General features: G+C 39.9%; 15 protein-coding genes. 5 read left to right on the top strand and 10 right to left on the bottom strand.

Going from position 1 to position 24,507, the window contains the following annotated elements:
* Positions 1-268: 268 nt before the first annotated feature.
* Positions 269-475: a prevent-host-death protein gene (locus PN471_RS12770; RefSeq protein ID WP_213711089.1), complete on the top strand. Its 207-nt coding sequence runs from the start codon at positions 269-271 to the stop codon at positions 473-475.
* A gap of 219 nt (positions 476-694) precedes the next feature.
* Here the strand turns inward: PN471_RS12770 and surE are convergent, their stop codons facing one another.
* From surE to PN471_RS12810, 8 genes are all read right to left on the bottom strand, one after another.
* Positions 695-13,324 carry a 5'/3'-nucleotidase SurE gene (gene surE, locus PN471_RS12775; protein WP_271777165.1) on the bottom strand — a complete coding sequence of 4,210 codons (12,630 nt, stop codon included), beginning with the start codon at positions 13,322-13,324 and terminating at the stop codon, positions 695-697.
* A 544-nt stretch (positions 13,325-13,868) separates the two neighbouring features.
* Positions 13,869-14,084, bottom strand: coding sequence for a hypothetical protein (locus tag PN471_RS12780; RefSeq protein WP_271777166.1), 216 nt, complete (start codon positions 14,082-14,084; stop codon positions 13,869-13,871).
* 141 nt (positions 14,085-14,225) lie between these two features.
* On the bottom strand, positions 14,226-14,462 hold the full coding sequence (locus PN471_RS12785; RefSeq protein WP_271777167.1) for a hypothetical protein: 237 nt from the start codon (positions 14,460-14,462) through the stop codon (positions 14,226-14,228).
* A gap of 139 nt (positions 14,463-14,601) precedes the next feature.
* Positions 14,602-15,006, bottom strand: a complete 405-nt coding sequence (locus tag PN471_RS12790; RefSeq protein ID WP_271777168.1) for a helix-turn-helix domain-containing protein — start codon at positions 15,004-15,006, stop codon at positions 14,602-14,604.
* On the bottom strand, positions 14,990-15,289 hold the full coding sequence (locus PN471_RS12795; RefSeq protein ID WP_096668604.1) for a type II toxin-antitoxin system HigB family toxin: 300 nt from the start codon (positions 15,287-15,289) through the stop codon (positions 14,990-14,992). The genes PN471_RS12790 and PN471_RS12795 overlap by 17 nt, the downstream gene beginning before the upstream one ends.
* 48 nt (positions 15,290-15,337) lie before the next feature.
* On the bottom strand, positions 15,338-16,084 hold the full coding sequence (locus PN471_RS12800; protein WP_271777169.1) for a creatininase family protein: 747 nt from the start codon (positions 16,082-16,084) through the stop codon (positions 15,338-15,340).
* A 90-nt stretch (positions 16,085-16,174) separates the two neighbouring features.
* On the bottom strand, positions 16,175-16,393 hold the full coding sequence (locus PN471_RS12805; RefSeq protein WP_271777170.1) for a DUF2839 domain-containing protein: 219 nt from the start codon (positions 16,391-16,393) through the stop codon (positions 16,175-16,177).
* A 67-nt stretch (positions 16,394-16,460) separates the two neighbouring features.
* A complete protein-coding gene (locus tag PN471_RS12810) occupies positions 16,461-18,005 on the bottom strand; it encodes a helicase C-terminal domain-containing protein (protein WP_271777171.1) in 1,545 nt (514 codons plus the stop codon).
* Between the two features lie 107 nt (positions 18,006-18,112).
* On the opposite strand from PN471_RS12810, the gene PN471_RS12815 reads away from it, so the two are divergent.
* The gene (locus tag PN471_RS12815) at positions 18,113-19,072 is read left to right on the top strand and encodes a M48 family metallopeptidase (RefSeq protein ID WP_271777172.1); all 960 of its coding nucleotides are present in this window, start codon (positions 18,113-18,115) and stop codon (positions 19,070-19,072) included.
* A 123-nt stretch (positions 19,073-19,195) separates the two neighbouring features.
* Here PN471_RS12815 and PN471_RS12820 read toward each other — a convergent pair whose 3' ends face one another.
* Positions 19,196-20,227, bottom strand: a complete 1,032-nt coding sequence (locus tag PN471_RS12820) for a VOC family protein (RefSeq protein WP_271777173.1) — start codon at positions 20,225-20,227, stop codon at positions 19,196-19,198.
* A 24-nt stretch (positions 20,228-20,251) separates the two neighbouring features.
* On the opposite strand from PN471_RS12820, the gene xseB reads away from it, so the two are divergent.
* Positions 20,252-20,488: an exodeoxyribonuclease VII small subunit gene (xseB, locus tag PN471_RS12825; RefSeq protein WP_271777174.1), complete on the top strand. Its 237-nt coding sequence runs from the start codon at positions 20,252-20,254 to the stop codon at positions 20,486-20,488.
* A 385-nt stretch (positions 20,489-20,873) separates the two neighbouring features.
* Here the strand turns inward: xseB and PN471_RS12830 are convergent, their stop codons facing one another.
* Entirely contained in the window at positions 20,874-21,836 is a 963-nt protein-coding gene (locus PN471_RS12830; protein WP_271777175.1) for an amino acid ABC transporter substrate-binding protein, read from the bottom strand.
* A 1,099-nt stretch (positions 21,837-22,935) separates the two neighbouring features.
* Between PN471_RS12830 and PN471_RS12835 the strand changes: the two genes are divergently transcribed.
* Together PN471_RS12835 and PN471_RS23460 are read left to right on the top strand one after the other, a co-directional pair.
* The gene (locus PN471_RS12835) at positions 22,936-24,171 is read left to right on the top strand and encodes a glycosyltransferase family 4 protein (RefSeq protein ID WP_271777176.1); all 1,236 of its coding nucleotides are present in this window, start codon (positions 22,936-22,938) and stop codon (positions 24,169-24,171) included.
* A 93-nt stretch (positions 24,172-24,264) separates the two neighbouring features.
* Positions 24,265-24,417, top strand: a complete 153-nt coding sequence (locus tag PN471_RS23460) for a hypothetical protein (protein ID WP_442867153.1) — start codon at positions 24,265-24,267, stop codon at positions 24,415-24,417.
* Positions 24,418-24,507: the final 90 nt, after the last annotated feature.

Below are 24,507 nucleotides of genomic sequence, written 5' to 3' on the forward strand. Positions count from 1 at the left end.
AATATTTTGTTCGTTTCGTCGCTGTAGCCTTCTTTGTTTTCGCTACGCTCAAATACAATTTGGGCTACGCAACTCAACTCACGCGCATTCATCTCACGCTCCTAAGAGTGAGACGTGGGGCTTCTGCTGATTAAGCTAAACACGGGTGAGATTTAAACTTTTGCCAAATGACAAAGAACCCAGATGTGTAGGGGTAAAGCAAGAGCTAAACCCCTACGTTTAGAATCAAACAATCAAGCCGTTTTGAGTATAAGTTATATTAGCTACTATGACTAACACATTACAATACATCTGTGATTCAGAAGGTCAAACAGTTTCTGTAGTTGTTCCCATTGCCATGTGGCAAGAAATAATGGCTGAGAGAGAAACTGCTTATTTGTTGAGCAGTCCAGCCATGAAAGCGAGATTACTTACCGCTAGAAAACGTCAAGATGGAATTTCTTTGGAAGCAGCCTGTGAGAAACTTGGAATTTGATGCAGATGCTTTTGAGGATTTAGCTTGGTGGATCGATAGCGAAGCGCGACCTAGTAATCGCTGTTTGTCACTGTTGTGATTACGAAATAACCCAGATTCCTGAGATTGATTACACTTTTCACAGTGGTTTTCGATTAAAAAGATGCAAACCAAACCACAAAGATTTTGCCCAGTTAGGGTTTAACGCATTGCGCTAAACCCCTACGGGAGAATTAGATTCTAAGCAAAGACAAACTGTTTAGAATCTGTCAAACTCAAACTGCTGGCTTGAATCCCAGTCAGAGTAGCTAAAGTTTGATTGTTGAAGACAATCGCGGTATCTGCACCAACTTGATTTAACTTGAGTGTGGATGTGGTAATACCTAAACTGACAGCACCACTAATCCCAATCACATCAGTACCCAGTTGGAAGTCAAGCACGGTATTAGCAGCTTTGGGTAGTTCAGCGTTGACAATCCAGAATTGGTCAGCGCCGGCACCACCGGAAATTAAGTTACCACCACCAAGACTAACTCTGAAGATATCTTTACCATCACCACCCAAAGCCCGGTCATTGCTACCCAAGTAGAAGGTATCATCACCCACACCACCAGATATGCGGTTGCCACCTTGACCATCTCTCGCATCAAAGGTGTCATTACCATCACTACCGAAAGCGCGATCGCCTTTATTCACAAAGATCGTATCATCACCACTACCAGTGTCAATGATGTTATTACCAGCAAAGGGAGAAATTGCACCGAAAACGGTATCTACGGTGTCATTACCTGCCCCCGTAAAGATGGTGTCTTTAATGCCATCAATGCCTTTACCAACAAACAAATCATCTACACTAGGTGTACCTGCAACCAGTTGAGGACTTTCGGCAATAGCAGCACTAACACCCAAGCGTGGATCAAGTGCTAGGGTTTTATCCAGTTCCAACACCACCATTTCATTATTATCAATGGCTGGGGGACGACCGATAGAGAAAGGATAGTTGTTATCGTTAGCAACCAGAATGGTTTTGTTATCCAGTACCAACACATCTTCAATGGTTTGGAAAGGCATATTATAAGTAGTTTTGCCATCACCATTAAGATCCTTGGGATCTTGGATATTTAATAGGTCTGCTACTTCCTCTTTGGAGACAAAGCCGTTAGCATCTATTTTGCTAAAATCAACCTTGAATATCTTTTTAAAGGCTGCGGCGCTACCTTGGTTATTATCCCGTTCAATAACTAGAAACTCATCCTTATTGATGGGGGTAAAATCTCCAATGGCATTACTGGTACTTGCTAATTGATAACGTCCCACAAGTCCTGTAAATGCTTTGCTGGCGACATCGAATTTATAAATCCTCACAGAACCAACAGGATCACCAACTACAGTTCCTTCTAGCATGGGGTAGAGGGTTTGACGATCAGGGCTAAATGCCATACCTTCAAAGCCTTGGGAACGGTTGAGGTTAGCTTCCACCAAATCACCGTAGTATGGTTGATTAGGATCGAAGTAAACGGGAGAGTTGGCGAAGTAAGGAGTATTGAGGTTATTGTTGGGGTTGGCGTAACCAGTACCAGCAAAATAATTATTTACTAATACTTGCCGTCCTGTTTTGGGGAAGTCAGTAAAGAAACCATCTACACCCAAATCTATGAATTTACGGAACTCTGCACCAGGATCGCCGTTGTAGGTGTTGGGAAGGAAGAAACTATCATTTCTTAAAGTGTAGAGATGGACTAATAAACCCGCTTTATGGGCATCGGCGATTAAAGTTGTGGGTGTGCCTAAAATGCGATCGCCATCACTAATTTGACCATCACCATTCAAATCATCGGGTTGACCATTACCATCTTTATCTACTGTCAACTGGGGAACAATGCGCTGTTTATTAGGTCCAATACCTTGCGCATAGGTGGCAATTTCTGCTAAACCTGCGGGTGTGGAAAGGTCGGTATAGGTGCGTTTATCACCACTAACTACAAAATCATAGGGTTGACCAGAACCGCCGAACAATTGGATCAGAGGAATATTAATTCCGGCGGCGGGCATGATGGTATTATTAAGTGCTTTGAGGTTAGCAACTTCAAAGGACTGAATAAAGACACGGGTAGGATCGGTAAAGTTATTAGCTTTGAGAGTGTTTACTAAGATTTGGCTAGTGTTAATGCCTTGCTGTTGGAAGAAAGTAGGGTGTTTGGTTTCAGGATAGATACCGATTTTGCGCCCGGTGGCAGTTTCTACCTGTTTCACCAAATCAATAACTTCTGTCAGGGTGGGTACTTTTAGCCCATCTTTATCAAAAGCAGTGCCACGTAATGCCGGGATACGTTCGATCGCATTTAGTTCCTTGACTTCTGCCAGGGTAAAGTCTTCCGCGAACCAACCAGCGACATTGCGACCATCTAAATTTTTGATTTTTAGGCGATCGCTAAATTTATCACGGAGGTAAACATCCGTACTTGTATCAGTGGTATTGATAACCGGCTTACCATTAGCATCTCGTTGAATTGTGCCATCAGTATTGAGAACACCGACTGCTAACATGGGTTCATGACGGGCAATTAAGATACCGTCTTTTGTTACCACTAAATCGGGTTCAACGAAATCTGCACCTTGAGCGATCGCTAATTTATAGGATGCTAGGGTATGTTCTGGGCGTTCACCACTTGCACCCCGATGGCCAATAACTATTGGGGCTTTACCGTTGAGAGTATCAAACTTAGGAGTAGAAAGGACAGTGGGATTTTGGGGCGATCGTACTTGATTTGCAGTAATCTGATCCCGTACCAAATCACCCGTACCAGGAAAATCGGTAAAATAACCATCTACACCCAAATTAATGAATTGACGGAACTCTAATTCAGGATTGTTATTGTAATTTGATGCCAGATAGCGGCTTTCATTACGGAAGGTGTAAGGATGAACCAGTAAACCCTCTTTATGGGCATCACTAACTAAACTACTAGGTGCTAGGGTAACTTTGTCTGCATCGTTAATAACACCATCACTATTCAAATCGTCAGGCTTACCATCATTGTTATTATCTACCGTTTTCACAGAAACAATCTGACGTTTCCAAGGTCCAATCCCATCAGCATAGGTGGCAATTTCTTTCAAACCAGCAGGAGTAATTAAATCTCCATAGGTGCGAGTATCTCCCTTAACAGTGAAATCATAGGGACGGGCATTCACATCTTGATACAACAGTGTGCCATCATTAGCCACATCATAAGCATCAATCAATTGCACCAAGGGCAAATCCACACCCCTAGCTGGCATAATATTACTATTCAAATCCTTGAGATTGCTAACTTCAAAGGACTGAATAAAAACTCGTTTAGGATCAGTAAATCCCTTAGCTTTGAGGGTATCAATCAGTTTTTCTTCCAGAGACAAGCCCAAATTATCATGATATGTAGGATGCTTAGTTTCTGGGTAAATACCAATCTTCTTACCCGTTTGTGCTTCCACTTCCTTGAGTAAATCAATAATTTCCCCAAGAGTGGGAATATCCAGGAGACCGTTAAATAATTGATTACGGAAACCTTGAGGCATCACCGCACGCAGAGTTTTAATTTCTGCCAAAGTAAAATCAGAAGCAAAGAAACCCTCTTCCGCAGCACCATCCACGATCACCGTCTTTTTGCGACTAGCAAATTCAGGACGACTAGCAACATCAGTAGTATTAATTAAATTGGGTTCATGACGGGCAATTAATACACCATCTTTAGTAGATACTAAATCAGGTTCAATGAAGTCTGCACCGCGTAAAATCGCCAGTCTGTAGGCTTCTATTGTATGTTCTGGCAGTTCACCACTAGCACCACGATGGCCGATAACAATGGGGGTTTGACCTTTGAGAGTATTTAATTGAACAGGGTTGGGTGTAGCAAATGGCGGATCTAATAAAACACCATTACTGTTGAAATGTAGTAAGTAAGTTCCAAATTCATCACCTACCCAAATATCACCTTTAGCATCAATGACAAAGGACTCTACATCAAAATCAGCCCCGGTCAGTTCCCGTTTGGCTGTGTTTTTATTGACAATATCAAAGGGGATTAATTTATTGGGGTCGGAGAGTTGAATGAAGTTTTGAACCGCTACAGAACCATTAGCGTTTTCTGTACCCGCAAAATTGGGGTCAACTTGGTAAAGTCGCAGGAGGAAATCAGCACTGTTATTTTTTGCGCCAAAACCGTTATCTGCTAAGAACCAAAATACAGAACTACCACTATTGGGGGCAAACTGCACACCACTGAATCCTTGCACTGGTTGACCAGGGAAGGGGGTAGTGCGTCCATTGGTAGGATTGGTTACGGCTGCACCTGAAGTAGGTCCAGCAGCGAAAGTATCAGCAGGTAAAGAAGCAAAGCCTTTAATTGTCACCATAGGAGAAGTAATATTTAGGGTAGTTGAACTTTGATCATCTTCTTGGGCGTTGTTATTACCAGCACCAGAATCAAAGTCAGGTTGATTTTGGGCGGTAATTTCTGCCTTGTTGGTTAATGCCCCACTTTGAGTCACTTTAGCGGTGAGTTTCAGGGTGCGGGTAACATTACCAGCAATTTCTCCCACTTCCCACACACCGGTTTGACTGTTGTAAGTTCCCTGTTCCGGTGTTGCAGAGATGAAGGTAAATGGTTGTGGTAAGAAATCTGTGACTTGAATGCCATTAGCCAGTAGAGAACCTTTATTGGAGAGGGTTAAGGTAAATGTCACCTGGTCTCCGATAACTGCGTTCGTGACATTTGCAGTTTGACTCAACTCTAAATCCACAAAATTATTAGCTGTAACTTCAAACTGACTAACAATTTTCGGCTGACGACTAGATATAGCTGTGGGATTTGCTTCTAGTTCTTGACGGGTATAAGGGTCAATGCCGTAGGTGGTGACAGTCAACTTTTGAGTGGCTTGGTCAATGTTAAACTCTGTCCAGCCATAGGTATGAGTGGCAACATAGTCACCTTGCAATAACTTAGCATCAATCAAACCATTCGCTACAGTCAGATTGTTATTTAACCCAATGGGGTCATAACCTAAGGCATTGATACCACCATTAACGACTTGTTTGATGAAATCGTCTCTATCATTAACTGTGCTGTCAACATCATTAGCGACAGGTAGGGAATTGTAAAATGCCTTTTGTTCAGGAGTGAGGAAGAAATTACCCACTGTTGGTCCAAAAGGAGGATCATAAGCTACAGAACCAGTAATAATTTCAAAAGCCCTGGTGGGGATTTGTGCCTGTCCCGGTGCTAATTGGTAGGTGAGGTTGTTGACTAATGTGCGGTGGAAGTCTGCGGTGACAAAGACAACGTTACTGATTTTGCTGTCGTTGATGAATTTGAGAATTTCTGTTCTTTCCGCAGCATAGCCTTCATATCTATCGGCAGCGATCGCCACTCCCAAGTTCTGAATAGGCTCTGGCAGCATGATAAACTTCCAGGTGATGCCATCTTTTTGAGATTGGAGTAAGTCGCGTTTGAGGTCATCCAACTGGACTTTTCCTAACATTGTCCGATTCGGATTAAAGGAATCAGTGAGGAATTTTGTTACCTGAGTGGCATCACTAGGATTAGCGACATCTGTTAAGCCTGGGTCACGGAAGGAACGGGCATCAAGAACAAAAGTGGCTGCATCACTACCAAAGGTATTGTAACGATAAAGTTTGCGTTCTCCGGCTGTGCGAGAATCCCCTGTTGCCCCATAGAATTGGTCACTGATGGGGTTGTATTCTTGGAAGGATTGCAGACCATTTTCGTAAAGTGGAGAATCGTTAACTAAGCCAGAACTTGCACCATATAAAGTCTTTTCTGCGGTGGAGGCTGTGGCTAAATCTTTTCCACCTTGGAAGTCATTGACTACTTCATGGTCATCAACAGTTGCCAAAATTGAGGTAGCAGCGCGTAAATCACCCAGGGTGTTTTGACCATATCTTTGACTGTAGACTTCTCCCTGTTTGACACGATATTCATCTAAGGTTGTAGTTTGCTTTTTCTCTGTCCCATCAGGGTTTTTAACGGCAGGTGAAGCCACATCTGCATAGATAGTATCACCCAATTCAACAAAGAATTTCAGGTTAGCATCATCAGCATTACTAACGGCTGGATAGGGGGCAAGTTCGCCGCGCCAATCTCCAGAAACACCGAATTTCAAGCCAGTTTTAGTACCAACTGCGGCGGCTGTGCTAAATTTACCAATGCTGATTGCCCCGGTAATATCGGTGACGCGATAGAAGTAGTTGGTGTTGGGAGTCAGTCCACTAACTGCCACCTTCACAGGTAGGTTAATGTCAGTTACATTGGCTGTTTGTGTCCCCGCAATGGTACTGAAGTTAGAGTTGGTGGAATACTCAAATTTAACCTGACCAGGGAAGATACTCCGCGCCCAAAGAACGGTAGAGGTTTGGGTGGTGTCTCCACTGGCAATACCATTAACTTTTAGAGGTGTGGCATCACTCGCTACTTTTTGTAAGGTGGATGTACTTGCACCCCAGTTACCATCTATGGGTGTAATGGTGATGTTGCGTTCTAGGAATTTGCCACCTTCTGATTCTATGTCACCTGTAATTATTGGTGAACCTAAAAGAATGCTGGCTACACCATTTTGGTTTTTCGCAACATTGAAGTTGAGGCTGGTGGTTTCGTCAAATTTGGTTAATGCTACACCTGTTAAGGTTTTCAGACTGGCATTATCAGGGTTGTAGGCAGGAATATTAATGTTTAAACCGACACCCTTGGGTAATAAATCTGGGTTAGTACCTTGGGTGGTGATCAGTTTGTTAATGGTATCTACAACCATTCTAGCAGCCACATCATAAGCCTTTTCGGTGCTGGCTTTGTTGCCTTGTTGGAACTCTGCTAAATTGATACCAGCACTAACAGCGATCGCGGGAATCCCATTTTGTAAGGCTGTAACTGCTGCACTCAGTGTCCCGGAAGCAATCGCATCAAAACCAACATTCTCCCCTTCGTTAATCCCAGAAATTACTAAATCAGGTTTGGCTAAGTTCTCTTTACTGGGGAGAATATAATCTAAACCTGCCCAAGTGGCAACAATTGGGGTTCCGTCAACGTACCATTTATTTTTAGTGGTATCAAATTCCACAACTTCCATATTTTGGAAGATTTTATCGGTGTTAATGGAAGTTCCTTTACCGCTTTGTTGAGTTTTTGGTGCAACTAAAATGACTTTATGACCCGCCGCAACTAAGGCATTATAGATAACATCTATGCCCTTAGCTTGGTAGCCATCATCATTTACCAACAGAATATTTAAGGATTTGCTGGCAGTGGCAATAGGGTTAACTAAATTGGGTACAGTTAATTGCAGACGGGGTGCTAATGCTTGACGCTGACTTGCTGTTGTTCCCCAATCACCATCAAAGGCTGTGACGGTAATTTTGTCAGCTAAAAACTGTTCTCCCTCAGATGTGGGTTTGGGAGTTGCACCAGCAGGAAGAGAATTTTGACTGTAAAGTATCCCTTGACCTGTACCAAAATTCGCTGGTAATTGACCAAATTTAAAGTCAAAACTACCTGCTAAATCAAACTCTGTGAAAGCAATACCTGTGATTGGGTTATCAGCAGGGATATTGACATTTAAACCAATACCGTCGGGTAATAATTGGGGTTGATTGCCTTGTTTTGCCTGTAATTGGGCAATTAAATCAACGACGTAATTAGCGCCCACTTGATAGGCTTTATCAGTGCTGGGATAACCAGCGGCACGTTCTGATAAAATTATGCCAGCGCTAACGGCAATGGACGGCACACCTTGATGTACAGCAGAAACCGCAGCACTGAGTGTACCGGAAATAATTCCTTCTAAACCCAGATTTTCCCCTTCATTAATTCCAGAAATTACTAAATCTGGTCTTTGTTTAACAACAAAATCCAATCCTGTCCAAGTGGCAATAACTGGTTTACCATCTACATACCATTTATTTGGTGCGTAGTTGACTACCTCAATGGGTTGGAAAACTTTATCGGTATCAATGGCTGTACCTTGTCCACTCTGTTGATTTTTGGGGGCAACTAGGGTGACTTTATGACCAGCAGCCACTAGTTTGTCGTAAAGAACATTAATTCCCTTCGCTTGATAACCATCATCATTCACCAACAAGATATTTAAAGATGGTTTCGGTTGAGGAGTTGTCAAGTTATAGGGTAGTTCTAAAATCCCTAATTTTTCAGGGATTGTTGTTCCAGCAACGTTGAAGTCATTGTCGTTAATTAATGCCAGAGTATTGGGTGCAACTAAAGCTAAACCTTCTAATTTTTCCACACCTGTATAACCAAGTTGGGCAGCATTAACAATCAAACTTTTGCTAACTGGGGTAATTTTAGCAGCAGTTAATTCGGCTGGTGTGAGTTGTTCAATGGTTTTACCAGCAGGTAAGGTGAAATTAGCAGAATTATTGATATTAGTTGCCCCGGCTAAATTAATTTGATAAATCAATTTGTTGGAGGCATTTGTTCCTAAATCATCCCGTTCGACAACGGCAAATTTACCATTACCCAAGGAAACTGCATCACCTAATTTATCGGTTCTGGCGTTCCCAGCACCAGTAATGTTATCCAATAAATAGAGATATTCACCAGTGACTTGTTTGGAAATAATGTCAAATTCCAAAATTCTCAAATTACGGGAATTTCTGGATGTTGTATCACCAGCATTATCTGGATTATCAATGGCACTTTGAATAAAGGCGTAAAGTTTACTACCTTCCAATGCTACGGCTTCAAAACCGCGATTATTGCGACGTTGGGCATAAACTGCTGGTAATACTTCTTTACCAAAAGTTCCTGGGGCTGCGTCTGGTTCAGGTGCTGTGGCTGTTCCTTGAGGAATGTAGCGTTCAAGCAGTTTACCGTTAATATCGAAGTTATAAATTGCCGGACGGTATTCATCTACCAGCCAATAATCACCATTGGGGGCAATCACAATACCCTCTAAATCCGCGCCTAACGCTTTATTGGCTATGACTTGACCATCCAAATTAACAGCAACTTCATCGGTGTATGCTGTACCATTTGCCCCTGCTTGTAGGTTGGGAAGTCCGGTTAATGGGGTTGTTCCATCTTTTTCAAATAGTCCTGTTCTCTTGGTGATGCTAATTGCACCTGTTTGTCTGTTAAGCTCAAAACTGACTATTTCTGGTTGAAAATCTGGTAAATAGAAGGGACGATTAGCCCCGGTGGGGTCGCCATTTGGTCCTCTATCTGTGTTGGTGACAAATTGGAGATTCCCATTTGTCGCAATACCTTGGAAATGCAACCCGGAAAAACCACCTAAGAAGATATCTTGACCTTTAGATGTTGTTCCTAATTTGGGAAGATTGGTAAATTCGTAGTTGGTTAGTCGTGGTTGGGGGACCGGGTTACGGGGGTTGTAACTGGTGGTATCTATTTTTAAGGGTGTGGGTAAAGCATTAGCAATATTTTCCCAAGGTACTAACTTAAAGTTGCTACTGATGTTCTCCCCATTAACAATAGTGGCGGGGTCATTTGCACCGTCTTGGGTGATAAATACACCATTAGGGAAATTGGGACCCAAGGGCAGATTAATAACATCCGCACCGTCAGATTCTTGAACGCTGTCAATTCCGCCATTGTTCCCAACTCCAAATCTACCTAAAAAGTCGTTGTTGCCTTCACGGGTATATGCTGCAAAGGTATTATCGCCTTGACTGGATGCTAACAGGTAGCCTGTACCGTTTTTACCGTAATAAATCGTTAAGCCTTCAACATCATTGGTGAGGTTTTTGCCACCCTCAGCTTTGACTTTCTCAATTAATTTACCTGTTGAACCACCATTGGGTTCAGCGTCGAATTTCCAAATCCCCACATCTTCTTGACCAATGTACACAAATCCTGTTTCTTGGTCTGCTACCATGCCTTCAGTCTGGGCTGAAGCACCTGCTGTGGTTGGTGAGGGAATGGTGAAGCTACGAACTACCTCATAACCAATTTTACCGTTACCTTTGTCTACTAATTTGAGTTGAGCGATATCTCCAGTGACACGACGGCTGGTAAAGACGTAATAATCGTTGGTGACGGGACTGCGATATAAAGCTAATCCATAAGCACTGCGAGTAGATGCAGAATAAGGAGTAGCGAAAGGTAGACCTTGAAAAATTGTGGCTGCATTGCTATCAGTGATGTTTTCTAAATAATTGCCATTAGTGCTGTTGGGGTTAATTTTGAATATTGCTAGTTTATCGTTGTTGCGATCGCTCGCAACGGCAATATCAACTTTTTGACCACCTAATGTAAATCCATATTGCAAATCAACGTTGTTATAACGAATGTCGGGATTGCTAGGATTAATGGTCTGCAATAGGTTTCCAGCTAAATCATAAATCCGCAAACCGCCATTTTTGACGCTGGTTAATACTAAACTCTTGCTGGAATCTGTGGCATTAACATAAATTGCCGGATCATCCGCATCGGCTCTTTGACTAAATGGTAAACTACCATCATCTAAAAGTGCCGGACGGGTTTTTACAATCGGGGTGACTGTGGGAACTACATCTGCACTCAAGGTGAGGATTTGTGTAAATTGGGTGGCGTTGAAGTTGTTATCACTCACCAAAACAATGGATTGTGTACCATCTGCCAATTTGGGACCAAAAGCCAGACCTTCAATATTATCTGTCCCTGTGGGATGATTGCCGTCACTATTGGGCAAATTCAGAGAATCAAGGTTTAATAATAACCGTTTTTGAGCAGGTTGGATAGCAGCTAATTGAGATGTAGTCAGGCTACTCAAAGAGTCAATGGTATTGATATCTGTTGCCCCTTGGAGGGTAATTTCATAGATTTTGATCGTGTTTCCTTGTCCAACAGCAAAGGAGCGTTCTAGAGCCAATAAAGTGCCACGATTATCAATTGCTAGTAAATCTACCAAACCGTTATCAGCAGCAGTTCCACCAATAGGAGCTTTGGGAATAGGATCGGTAATATACAGATATTCTTTCTCTGGTTGTCCTGTTACCAAATTGTATTGAATAATCCGAGAACGGCTGCTGGTGGTAGTTGTAGAAATTGCACCATCTTGAAATAGGGCGCTTTCTGTAGCTGTGAATAGGGTTTTTTGGTCAGGTGTAATAGTCAGACTTTCAAATGCTAAATTGTTGCGTACCCCTGATGTTTGGGTATCACCTGTATCAACAACACCGTTGCTGTTAGTATCTTGGACAACTGGGAGAAATTTCTTAGGCACTGCTAAAGAACGAATTTCCTGTCCTGTAGTCAGATTAAACTCTTTAATGAAGGGATTGGTGACACGACTTGCACCTAAATCTGGTCTCACTTCCCCTTCGGAAGAGATGAAAACTTTCCCATTGCTGGTTAAAGCAATACCTTCTGGATCTAAGCTATTAGCTGCAAAAGGATTACCATTAATATCCTTGAGTTGGACAACATTGGTAAAAGTTACTGCATTAGTAACAGGGTCAAGAGTGAAGGTATAAAAACGGGCATTAGATGAGCGATCGTCGGAAATGGCATAATAGAGATTATTTACCGCATCGTAAGTCACACCGGACAATCCACCCAAGGCAACTTGTTGACCATTTACTGTTCCCGCAACACCAGAGGGAATAAAGCCAGTATTGAAAATAGTTTGTCCCTTGAATCCAGCACTAACAGCAGTTTTTCCTGGTTCTGTCTCACCAACTTGCACATCTGCAAATACTAAACGATGGTCAGAACTAGGGAAACCACCAGGAAGACTAGGGTTAAAAGTTCCTACCAATGGGAAATTTGCATCAGTATTGCTAGGCCAATACACTTCTGATTTACTAATTTGCAAGTCTGAGGAGGGAAGTACATAGTCTGTTCTCAGATTTCCCGGTGCAGTATCGGCAAAGTCTGCGGTGTCGAAAGCAGGATTAGCTTTGTGATTGTTATTTGCCCCACCTTGTAAAGTTGCCTGTTGAGGAGCGCCTAAACTGGTGGGGATAACATTTGTATTGATACTGGGATTTAGTAACAGTTGGCGAATGGCATTGTTATAACTGTCACCATCTAAGGGGTCAGCATTTTGATCACCCATGATGACAAAGCTTGAACCTGCGGCAAGATTACCCTTTTTACCCCCATCATCATAGATGTAATCACCTTTACCGGGGGTAATATAATCTGCCCAAAAGCGGATTTCATCACTATTGCGTTTACCGTTGCGGTCTTCAGTTCCATCAAAGGTGGGTGGTGTGGGGTGACTGACAAGAACATGAACCGTTTCCCCATTTACTGTAATTGGTACATCCCAATGACTTTTAGAAGATAACCGCAAAACATTAATTTCTTCAGGTGAATAAAAACCGTTTAAGTTCTCATTTATTGAAGTTGCGGAATTATCTACAGTTGGGTCATTTGTTAATAAGTTTCCTGGCATATCCTTCCACAAGAAATTTTGGAAGGTGCGAATGTTAGCTGTATCAATAGGATATTTAGAAAGCAACAACATTCCAAACTGTCCAGGGAAATTCCCAAAGCCAAAAGCATCATCACCGTATCCGGTTGTGCCTGGAGTTGTAACTGTTGTACCATTATTATTTAAGTCAAAACCAGAAGCAATCCCAGTATTAGAAGGAGCAATATAAAAGTAGGAGTAGTTAACTGGTGTCGCACTGTTTTGACTGATTTGCAGATAATTTTCTCTAAAAAGATTTACTGCTGCGGGAGAATAGTCAAATTCGTTAATTAGTAATACATCTGGGTTGTTGCGTTGAATAATTTCGGCAACTGTTTTTGCTTGAGCGTTGTTAGGGGTAGATAAATCAGTTACTAACTGACCGTCAGCGTTGCGGTTTAGGGACGCATTAAATTGGGAGAAGCGGACTGTAGTAAGTACCATATTTTTTATGCAGATTTAGCTTAAACAAAGATAATCTGGTGACAGGAAATTGCAGATAATGGCATCAAGAATATCAGTCAAAAGTTAAGATACTATTGTCTATAGTTCAGATTTATTTAAGTGCTGATTAAGCTTAGGAAATCAGGAGGTAGGGGCGCAGGGCCTGCGCCCAGTCAGGAGTTAGTAGCATTTCTAAGCATTTGTTGGGTTTCACTATGTTCAACCCAACCTACATTTCCTTAACTGAACAGTATTGGGATATAAGTTATTTGTATGAAATTTTAGAGAAGAGTCGCTGAGAAGCCCACACTCACCCGAAGGGGAGTGTGTGGAGTATGTCACTAAAAAAGGCCTTTCTCAATTACAGGGGTCTATTCTCATTATTATTGAGAATTTTATCAATAATTCAACGAGTTTTGGTAATTTCAGCTAGAGGGCTTGACAGTGTTCCGAGTTTTGGGTATGCTTATGGTATGAGTGGGAAAGTGTGCGCCCATATATATAGAGTTTTTACTCATCAAGATAATTATTTCCCAATTCTCAATTAGTCATTTTTTTGAGATTTAGCTGCTTGTAAGACTTCTAACATAGTATTTGCAGCGTCGAAAGCATCATAAGGCGACCAAATTGGATAAGATTGATCAGGTTTAATTAAGTTAGTTTCTTCTTGCGCTAGTTCAGATATCAAAACCTGCATAATGTACAGTTTATCTGCACGATTGAGAGTGTGTAAGCTGCTGAGTAGTTCTGTAGAAACCATTAAAAAACTCCAGGATTTCAAAGAGCGATAGCGAAGCGCTCCGTAGGAATCGCACTTTCATCCTATCATCTAGTAAATGCTGATTTTGATGGTGAAAATCTGTCTGAATCAGGATTTGCAGGATTTAAGGATTTACAGGATTTAACTTTCTGATATTCCCCCATTGACTGATGGATTTTTTGAAAAAGCACTTTTTTGTAATAATGAGTCCCATGTTTTGATTCGATAATGAACAGGAAAACCTAGTTTAATTTCTAAATCGCTGAGGATTATATCTAATTGATTTTTTACTTCTTTACAAAATCTGTCTGCAACAGGAATTAAAGATTTATATTCATTCTCTATAGATGAGATTTCTAAGTTCTTCTTTTTGGACATATTGATTGTTTATTGAATCAGATGAAATACAGTTTATAACTACTGCTAAACAAACCACAACAGGTTTATGATACCATGAAAATGGTCAATCTAATGCAAATTAAGCAAGCAAAAAATTAACTGATAAGCAAAAAATATTTTATTCTCCAACAAACAAACTTCCATCCACATGAAAAAACTTCCCTAACTTCTCAGCTTGTTCTCGCGTCACTCCCACCTGACCATTAATCACCTGAGAAACCAACTCACTCGAACCCAAAACAGATACTAAATCACCTATTTCTAAATCCCGCGCTTCCAACAAATGCAAAATCCTGGAACGAGGGGTAGAAATATTTAGCTGATAATGTTGACTTTCAAAATCTTCAATTAGCCTTACCAATAATTCCAACAAAGCGTTTTCTTCTGCTGTCAGACGAGAACGAGAAAGTAAATCTTCCACAACTGCTAAAAGTCGATCATTTTCTTCCTCAGTTTTAATAACTCGCGGTTGAGACTGAGAAAGTAATTTGCTGTAAACTTCTGAATCAAAAGTAAGGGTCATTTTTCCAGTAGTCTTTGTCATATTCTGCATGAGTTAAGACATATTTAATATAGATGACCTGGTTCTCATAATTAATACTAGCAATTAAACGGTATTTATTGCCTTTAATATTGAAAACTGTCAAATTACCAACAGACTCAGCTTTGGGATAAACAGACTGTACCTCTACTAAATTACCCCAATTAGCTTTACTAACAGTAAAATACCAGTCATCAAGAGCTTCACAACAGTCTGCGTGTTCTTGACAATATTCTCTTAGCTTTTTTCGGCTGATAACGTGCATTAAACTTCGATTTTAACTTGTACAGCCAATAGTTTGAGTGACTTTCATTTATTCCTCTTTCATAAATTCTAAATACCCTTTGCTCAATTCTTCTACAGACAAATCATAAAACTGCTTACCATGTTCTGGGGTTGCTAAATCTGGATTTGAACCCATACGACCATCTGGATAACGGGAACGAAAATCAACGGAACTATAAATTTTATGTCCACTAGTAACTTCTGGAGAAAGAAAAGCTTTTTTAATTGCTTCTGGATAAATATATTGGGTAACAGCTACTTCACTGGGGGTAGCGTGAGAACCCTCTTGATTACCATATAATTCTTTGGCAAGTTTGTACACTGAACCACCCATAAACCAATTAGCAATTTGACATTGCACTTTTGCGGAATTGGGAATTTGTAAATCTTCTAAGTGCGCGTAAGTTTCTGAAAAAGCTGCTTTGAGGGTAGCGATATTTCCCCCATGTCCATTAATAAAATAAAATTTGGTAAAGCCAGCTTTGACTAAACAGGTTAAATAATCTTTTATTACTAAAATTAAGGTGCTGGGACGTAAACTAATTGTGCCAGGAAAGGCTGTATGATGTAATGCCATTCCCACATTAATAGTTGGTCCTACCATTGCTTGAGTTGCTTCACCAACACCTTTGGATATGGATTCTGCACAAATTGCATCAGTCCCAATTAATCCTGTTGGGCCATGTTGTTCTGTCGAACCAATGGGTAAAATAATTCCTTGAGATTGTTGTAAATAAGTTTCAACTTCCGGCCAAGTGCTTAAATGTAAGAGCATTGTTTTTATAGGAGTCAGGAGTTCAGGAGTCAGGAGTTCAGGAGTCAGGAAGAAGAAAGGAAGAAGAAAATAAAATTACCCAATGACCAATTACCCAACAATTTCCCACCAACCAAAAGCGGGACCGATAAAGCGGATGATTACCCATGCAACAACCATACATCCAATACCAATCCATGCACCACGAGTGGTGATAGCCACAAATTGTGAGGCTTGGGTTTTTGTGATGGGAACCCAAGGTAATATTTTTGTAGTGTCTTGTCCGTAGTCTTCTCCGAGTGAGTTTTTACGGCGTTTTGCTTCACCCATAATTCGATAATTTAGTTTGTTTTTGAGTTTATTTTAAATTCTAATAGAAATTCGGCAGGGAAATTAATTAACTAGAATCATCTTCATTATTGGTAGAAAACAGACTAGGATCAAGATAGTTCAAACGGGCTAGGGGACTAAGGGAGGAAAGGATTTGTACACCGTAGCTGCGGTTAACGACACGACTATCGAGTAAAGCTACTATACCTTGATTTTCGCGGACGGGTGCGATCGCTCTTTGTAATTCATTCATGGCTGTGGGCAATAAGTATAGCCTAAACCAGTCTTGGTGCGATCGCTTATAATGAGCTACTCTACCAGCTACCAAAGGATTTTCCAAGGATGGTAAAGGTAAAGTTGCAATAATTAACAATCTGGGTGATGGTAAAACACTTTGATTTTCCCGCCAAAATTCCCAACCAGTAATCAAAATCCCGTTTTCATCTAAACAAGTTTTTTCCACCTGTACCCGTGAACCAAATTCCGAAGCCAAAATCGCTCCCACTCTGGCTTTTAGGGGTACATCTCCAATTAATATTACTGTCATTCCTGGTGCGGTTGCACTCAAACATACCAAAGTACGAACTTGATGAATTAAAGCTGGTTGAAATTCTGGTGTATTTGGTAAAGGTAACTTATAGGGAACATAAAGTTGAATTGCTTCCCCTTGACTATCGGCAGCAAATTTCAAGCAAGTAACATCTTCTAAACCCAAGCGTTGACGGAAAAGGGGTGCTTCCGTTTCTGGTTCTAAGGCGCTACCAATTAATACTACAGGTTGACGTTGCCAAATTGGGGCGAGGACTTTAGCCAATTCCAGGGGAGCATAATGTAGGGAAAATAATCCTTGACGACGGGAAATTGTCGCCCAAAATAAGGTAGGGGCAGAAGAATCTTCAAACTGGGGGAATTGCTGCCAAAATTTTCGCCAAGTATCGGGAAGATGATTTTTATCTAAAGCTAAATATAAATCTTGTAAAATATCAATTTCTGGCTGAGAAATCAGATAACAGTGATAGGGATTTTCAGGATGTTGAAATAATTTATATGTTAATTCTACCCTAACTTCCCGAATTAAATCCGCTTCATCAGGATAAGCCAGCATTAATTGATCCCAATCATGGGTTTCAATGCTTTGAGTTAGCCCAGAACGCACCCAGTCCTCTAAATCGTCAACACCATCAATAATTGTGGGAATATTAGGAGGAAATGGATTATTATCAGCCAATTGTCCCCTTAACCAAGCTTCAGGAGAAGTCAACAGCAAACCCTGAAAATCAGAACTTGGCCAAAATTCCCCGGTTCTAATGGGTTTATTTGCTGGTAGCCACTGCTGGAGTCGGGGAATTTCTACCTTTAACAACCGTTGCTGGACAGTTTCCGAAGCGACAATAATTACAGAACCGTGCCACATTAAAGCAGAAGCGATAAAACTGGTGCGATATCGTCCTTGATGTCCACAAACTGCCCCTACCTGAATTAAAGCACTACGTCCTAATCGCAAAGCACGTGCTACCAATCTAGCCATCGTCAAATGATGCGGCCAGGAAGGAAAACCTGCTTGCGATCGCAAGAAGTTATGTAATGATAAATGAACTTCAGCCTCAATCACGCGCTTTTAATTCCATAACAAGTTTTTTTCGTTGTCAGTTGTTCGTTGTTTTATCTTTACCAATGACCAATGACCAATGACCATTTATTTACCCATTCTCCTAAATTATGCCAACTTATCCAGGAATTTCCAGCGAAGCCTTCAGACATCCATTAGATAGTCAAGCAGAACAAGCTTTACGCAGTTTACCCGGCTTTGATTTAATCGCCCGTAAATTTGTAGAATTTGTTTATGAACGACCCCAACTTGTCTATTTAATGGGTAACTCCATTCAAGTCGGACCCCGCCAATATTCTACTATTTACCAGATATTTCGGGAATGCGTCCGAGATTTGGACATTAACGGTGAACCAGGCTTGTTTATCTCTCAAAACGCCCAAGTTAATAGTTATGCTTTAGGACAAGAACATCCTTATATCGTCGTCAACACTGGGTTACTAGATTTACTCAATGAAGCCGAACTACGGGTGGTCTTAGCTCATGAACTGGGACATATTAAATGTGGTCATACTATTTTAATTCAAATGGCGATATGGGCGATGAATGCCGCTGAAGCCATTGGTGAATTAACCTTCGGTTTAGGTAATATTGTCAGTCAAGCCTTGATTTATGCTTTTTTTGAGTGGCGACGCAAAGCTGAACTATCCGCAGATAGAGCGGCTCTATTGGTCATGGATGATTTAAACCCAGTCATGTCATCTATGATGAAACTCTCTGGAGGTAGTCATAAATATGCCCATGAATGTAGTTTACAAGAATTTATTCAACAGTCAGAAAAATATCAAGCACTAGATGATGATGGGCTGAATCAAGTATATAAATTTCTCTTATACAATGGCGCACAAGGAATGATGCTGAGTCATCCTTTCCCCGTAGAAAGATTGCATTATTTACGCAGTTGGGCAGTATCAGAAGAATATCAGCAAATCAAAAAAGGCAATTATCAACGTTCTGCTGACGGTTCAGTAGATGTTACACCAGAAACACCAGATCATGAAGCCGAAAAACTCAGAAAAGAAATTGAAAAATTACAAGCAGAAATCAACAAAATGAGAAAATCTGATTAGTGAAATACAATCAGCAAATCGTAAAACCTGTAGGGGCGGGGTTTCCCCGCCGTCAATTGTATTGCTATAGCGACAGCGTAACGCACCATTATCTTAGAGTAAAAAATACCTACCAAACCCTATTTATTTACTTTCCAATATATTCCAAAAATAACCATCAGGAGCAACAAAAGAAAAACTCTTTTCTGCAAACTCATTAATCATAATTTCCGTAATTTGTTGGGCTGCACTTTCTCGGACTCGTTGCCAATAAATCTCTATTTCCCGGACTCTGTAAGTATAAAGGCACATTCCTAAACATCCCGGTTTGGCATCTATAAAACATGACGGCAACTTCATATTTTCTGGAAAACGAATAATATAAAGTCTCCCACTTCGCGCAGCCATAAAATCAGTTCCAGAAGAACAAGGATCATCAAAAGCCGTAACGATAAATTTTTCCCCTGGGTTTAGGTCAAAAAATTCTCTTCCTGCTAAAGATGATTCATAACTTGTTTCCACATCATCCCGTACACGCAATAAACCTAAAACTTCTTCATAGAATTTGAGAATTTCCCTACTATCATCTTGGACAACTATACCCACATGAGTAAACTGACTAGTTTTTAAAGGTGCATGATCATTAATCTGTCCATAATTAGGAACATCATAACCAAACCGTTGAAATAAAACCTGCCGAGTTAAGGGTTGAAGCAATAGCATTTCTCGTACTCCCACTAACGGTTCTACAAAAGGACGATTTTTTTGATCTTTGTTATAAATTACTTCCCAGTGAGTTTGAGTGTAAAGAATGTTTTCACCAATTGATTTTGCTGCTTCCGCATGATTTAAAATACCCAATATATCAGCAGTTAAGGTAGTAGCCCAACGATTACCTTTGCTTTTCATGGAACTGACACCTAACCCTGTAGATGTAGGATTTTGCCAAATCATTAACCGAATTAATCCATGATCTGCACTTTGATGATAAAGTCGAATTGACTGTAAAGGTGAATTGACCCGATATAGTTGATAAGCTGTAGTTGGGGTTAATTCTCCTATTTCTCCAATCCGATAACCAAATTGTTGCCAATATTGAATTGCGGAAATAGCGTCTGCGACACCAACACAGACCTCATAGACACTACTAATTGTTGGATGATTGGTTAAATTCATAATTTATTTAGGTAGGAAAATTTTATGGTAAAACGGAATAGTTCGATTAAATCCATGTTCGCAAATGGAGGAAGTTATGAAGCTAAGATAGCAGAAATTGAAACTATTATCACTCGCATTGAGAGTGGTGAATTAGAATTAGCCGACGTATTTACGGAATTTGCGACTGCGGTTGAATATTTAAAGGAATGTGATAGTTTTTTACAGCAGCGACAGCAGCAGGTAGATTTATTAATTGAAACCTTACAAGATGATAACTAGTAAATAAACGAATTATTGATAGGGTGACAGTTAAGGGTAAATCTCAAGCGGTGACAAGTCATCTGAAGATGACTAAATACTTGGAAAATTTCTGAGTCCGTTTTAACGGACTTGAGCTATGAGACAGAGAATTTATTCTCTGGCGGGTGTGGAAACCAACAGATAAACCATTTTTAACTTAAGTTAACACCAATGAGCGCTACTCAACCCTTACAAATCTATGTGTTTCGTAATCTTGTTAAGCTTGAAATTTTAGTCATCACGAATATAGCGGTTTTTAATTCAGTCAGGTACAAGAACCCCACCCCCGACCCCATACCCGCAAGCAAGGATGGGGCTATAATATACTCAATATGATGAGGAAATGCTAATTAATAACTACAAACTACAAATCTTTCTGGGGAATTGCTTCATGAAACTCGATCATTAATTGCATGGTTTCTACAGCTAAATCACGTAAATCTCGGTTGAGATAGACAGCACCTTGCGAACCAAACCAACGGTCAAAAATCGCCACATATTTGGGGTTATTGTTAACAAATCCTTGCATAAAATTAACAAGGGAATAGTTCACTGAATTGAGGAATTTAGAGTTATTTTCAGGAACCATGCAAGCAATTCCTTCTCGTGAATAGGGACGAGGGGGTACTATCGCAAAACTATCTGGATTTTTTGCTGTTTGTAACCATCCTTCTAAAAGAATACTATCGGATGCAAAAGCGTCAATTTTACCCTGTTCTAAAGCCGCAAATCCTTCTGGTCTAGTCTTCAAATATACAATTTTGGCTTGGGGTTGTATTTGCTTGATTGCTTGTTCGTTGGTAGTTCCAGCTAACACACCCACACGCTTATTAATGAGGGATTCTGGTGAACCTAAATTGGTTGCCTCTTTAATTAAGATTTGAGTTCCTGTGACACCATAACTAATTGAAAAATCAACTTTTTTATCTCGTTCCCAAGTAAAACTACTGGCATCACAGACAATATCAACTTGGCGGTTAATAATTTTGGGAATCCTTGCTGCTGGGTTAACTGCAACTAACTTCAGTGTAATTTTTTTGCCTAATTCTTTTTCTAATTGCTGTTGGATTAAAGTTAGCATATCCACAGAATAACCAGTCAACTTTCCTTGACTGTCGGAGTAGGCAAATGGTAAAGCATCTTTGCTCGTACCAGCAGTTAATACTCCTGTCCGTGCTACCTTTTCCATCACTGTTTCTGCCCCAACAACACCGGGCATTAATCCTGATAATATCACACCAAATATCACAGGGGCAATATTTTTATATATCTTCAACTTACTCAAAGCAGGTAAATGGGAGAGAGTTATTTTGGTACTTACAAACATATTAATCTTGGGGAATCCATAGAATCAAAATGAACAAATTATCTCTATTAATGATCAAGTTAACAGTTCTAGAAATGATTCTTCACATTAGACCCTGGACAGAATCATGAAACCAATTAATTTATCCGTATTTATCTGTATTCATCTGCGGGGTGACGGTTGCACCGCGAATGTGGGTTGTAAATGATACGAGTTTTTTTTATATTGCCATTTCTGCTACTAACTAATTTTTTCCGGATAGAGATAGAATATTCAGCACTTATATTTTAGGGGGTTTTACTTTTTATCAGTGATGTAAGCGCAGTGACAATTATAAATTTTACACTGACTATTTATCAATTGTTGAGTTAGATTGAAAACTTAGCCTTGAAAATAGGCTTTATTGTGGCAAATATACCCATGAGTACCATTTAAAGGTATTCAAATTTGAGGTGGGCTAAGTGCAATGATTCATACCATAATAAACGAGAAAGATTATGTAATCAACAAAGGTAGAAATAATGAGCGTCATTAAATCATTATTTGGCAGTAAATGCTATGACTCAGATGACAAAAGCACCAATATTTTCTGGCGATTTGGCACTAAAATAGCCAGTATTTGGGGTATTATAAAGGAAATAGTTAGATTTAACAATTTTCCAAGCAGTTTCTGAGTAATCTCTTGGCAGTATTAGTGGTAAATCATGACTATCTTTAATTATGCAGATAAATTATCCAGCATTAGTCAACCTGGGCAAATCGAACAATGATCAGCGGTAAAATAGGTTAATAATTTGTAGTTTTGTCAGTCAGGTGTTTGATAATGTTAATAACAATTCAGAAGTCATAATACTTGGTAATTCGGGAATATAGAGGAGAAATATTTGATGAAAATAATTTCATATAACTCTAAAATCCATTATTATTGTGACTAATCTCAATGCTCACAAATTTAATAACGGTATTGCATTTTTTTTAAATCAGCAACATCTAAAAACTTTATTTCTAGATAGGGCAAAATTCAGCAATGATTTAGTAGTGCTGCAACCGAATAGAAGTAACAGCTTTTTATTGAATTTAAGATAATGTCCTAATTCCAGTTCATTTATCAAGCTTAATTATGGAAAATATATCACAACTAGGGTTACAAGTTAGAGATAAAACAGCTTACCCAGATATCCTCGTTATTTCCCGAATATTTCGCCCAGATGAGGCTATAATCGGTGAATATGTCTATAATCGCTGTTTACAAGATCCAGATCGGGTAATTGTCTTAGCTGGTGGTTGTGCTGGAGATAAGAAATTTGATAAATCCCAACAATTTCCTGTTTATCGTTGGTTTAATTTTCCGGTTTGGTGTGATCACTGGCTGGGAAATATAATCCAATCTGGTTTTAATATTATTGCTGCTTTTTTATTAGCGATTAAATTATATTTTCGCTATCATTACCGCTATATTGAATGGTGTCACGGTTATGATTTTCCGGCATTGTTGGTACTCAGTTATATTTTACCAATTCGCTTTTTTATCTATTTACATGGGAATGATTTACTAAGTGTAGCTAGTAATCCATTATGGAGATGGCTATTAAAATTAACTCTCAACCGTGCCGATGGAATTGTTTGTAATAGTTCTTATATTCGCAATTCTTTAAGAAATACTTTTCGTTTAGATACACCCACTCATGTCATTAATCCGGTAGTGAGGCCAGAAAGATTTGGTAATCCCACTAGTTTGAGTCATATTGATGATTTACGTAATCGTATTCGTGAGATTTATAATATTCCTGAAACAGCGATAGTTATTCTTTCTGTGGGTGATTTGGTTAAACATAAGAACTTTAATCGGGTAATAGATAATATTCCCGTATTGCTAAATTTTGGTGTGGATGTTCACTGCATTATTTGCGGTGAAGGATCTTGTGAAATCCAGCTAAAATCTCAAGCAAAAAGGTTACGAATTGATCAACGTGTACATTTTGCTGGCTATGTACCAGAACGGGATTTAGCCGGTTATTATGCAGCTTGTGATATTTTCGCCATGTTAAGTTCAGATAATTATGAAGATCAAACCATAGATAATTTTGGTATGGTTTATTTAGAAGCTGGTTATTTTGGTAAACCTGTAATTGCTTCTCGTTTAGGTAGTGTTTTAGATGCAGTTCATCATGAAGAAAATGGCCTGTTAGTAAATCCCGATTCTGGTTATGAGGTTTTGCAAACTTTTAATCGGCTGTGTCAAGATGCACAACTTCGGGAAAAACTTGGCCGTCAAGGTAAGGAATTAGCGAAACGGAAGGCCTATCATCGCTGGTTATATAGTCCTGAATCTTGTTCTTCTTGTTTGTTGAATTAACCACCACCAATGATGGTGACTAAGCTGTTGTGCATTTAGTTTGTAAATTCTAGCGGGCAAGAAGATGCCCGCACCACAAAGTTCAAGTAAATTATGGTTATCAAATTTAGCTGCGTAACAGCTTACTTCCAAGCGATCGCCATCTTTGATTTGAGTTTCAGTCCAAAATTAACGATGTTGTATTTTACGGCAATTAAACCCACATTCCGCACCCCAAAATATTACAGAGGGAAATTACGGAGATGAAAATCGAAGGGAGCATCAAAACAAACAGACAAAGTGAAAAAAGGCATTTGAGAAACAGTAAATCACCAAAAATGTCATCAAAATCTATTC

Source organism: Aphanizomenon sp. CS-733/32 (genome assembly GCF_028330045.1).
GTDB lineage: Bacteria > Cyanobacteriota > Cyanobacteriia > Cyanobacteriales > Nostocaceae > Dolichospermum > Dolichospermum gracile.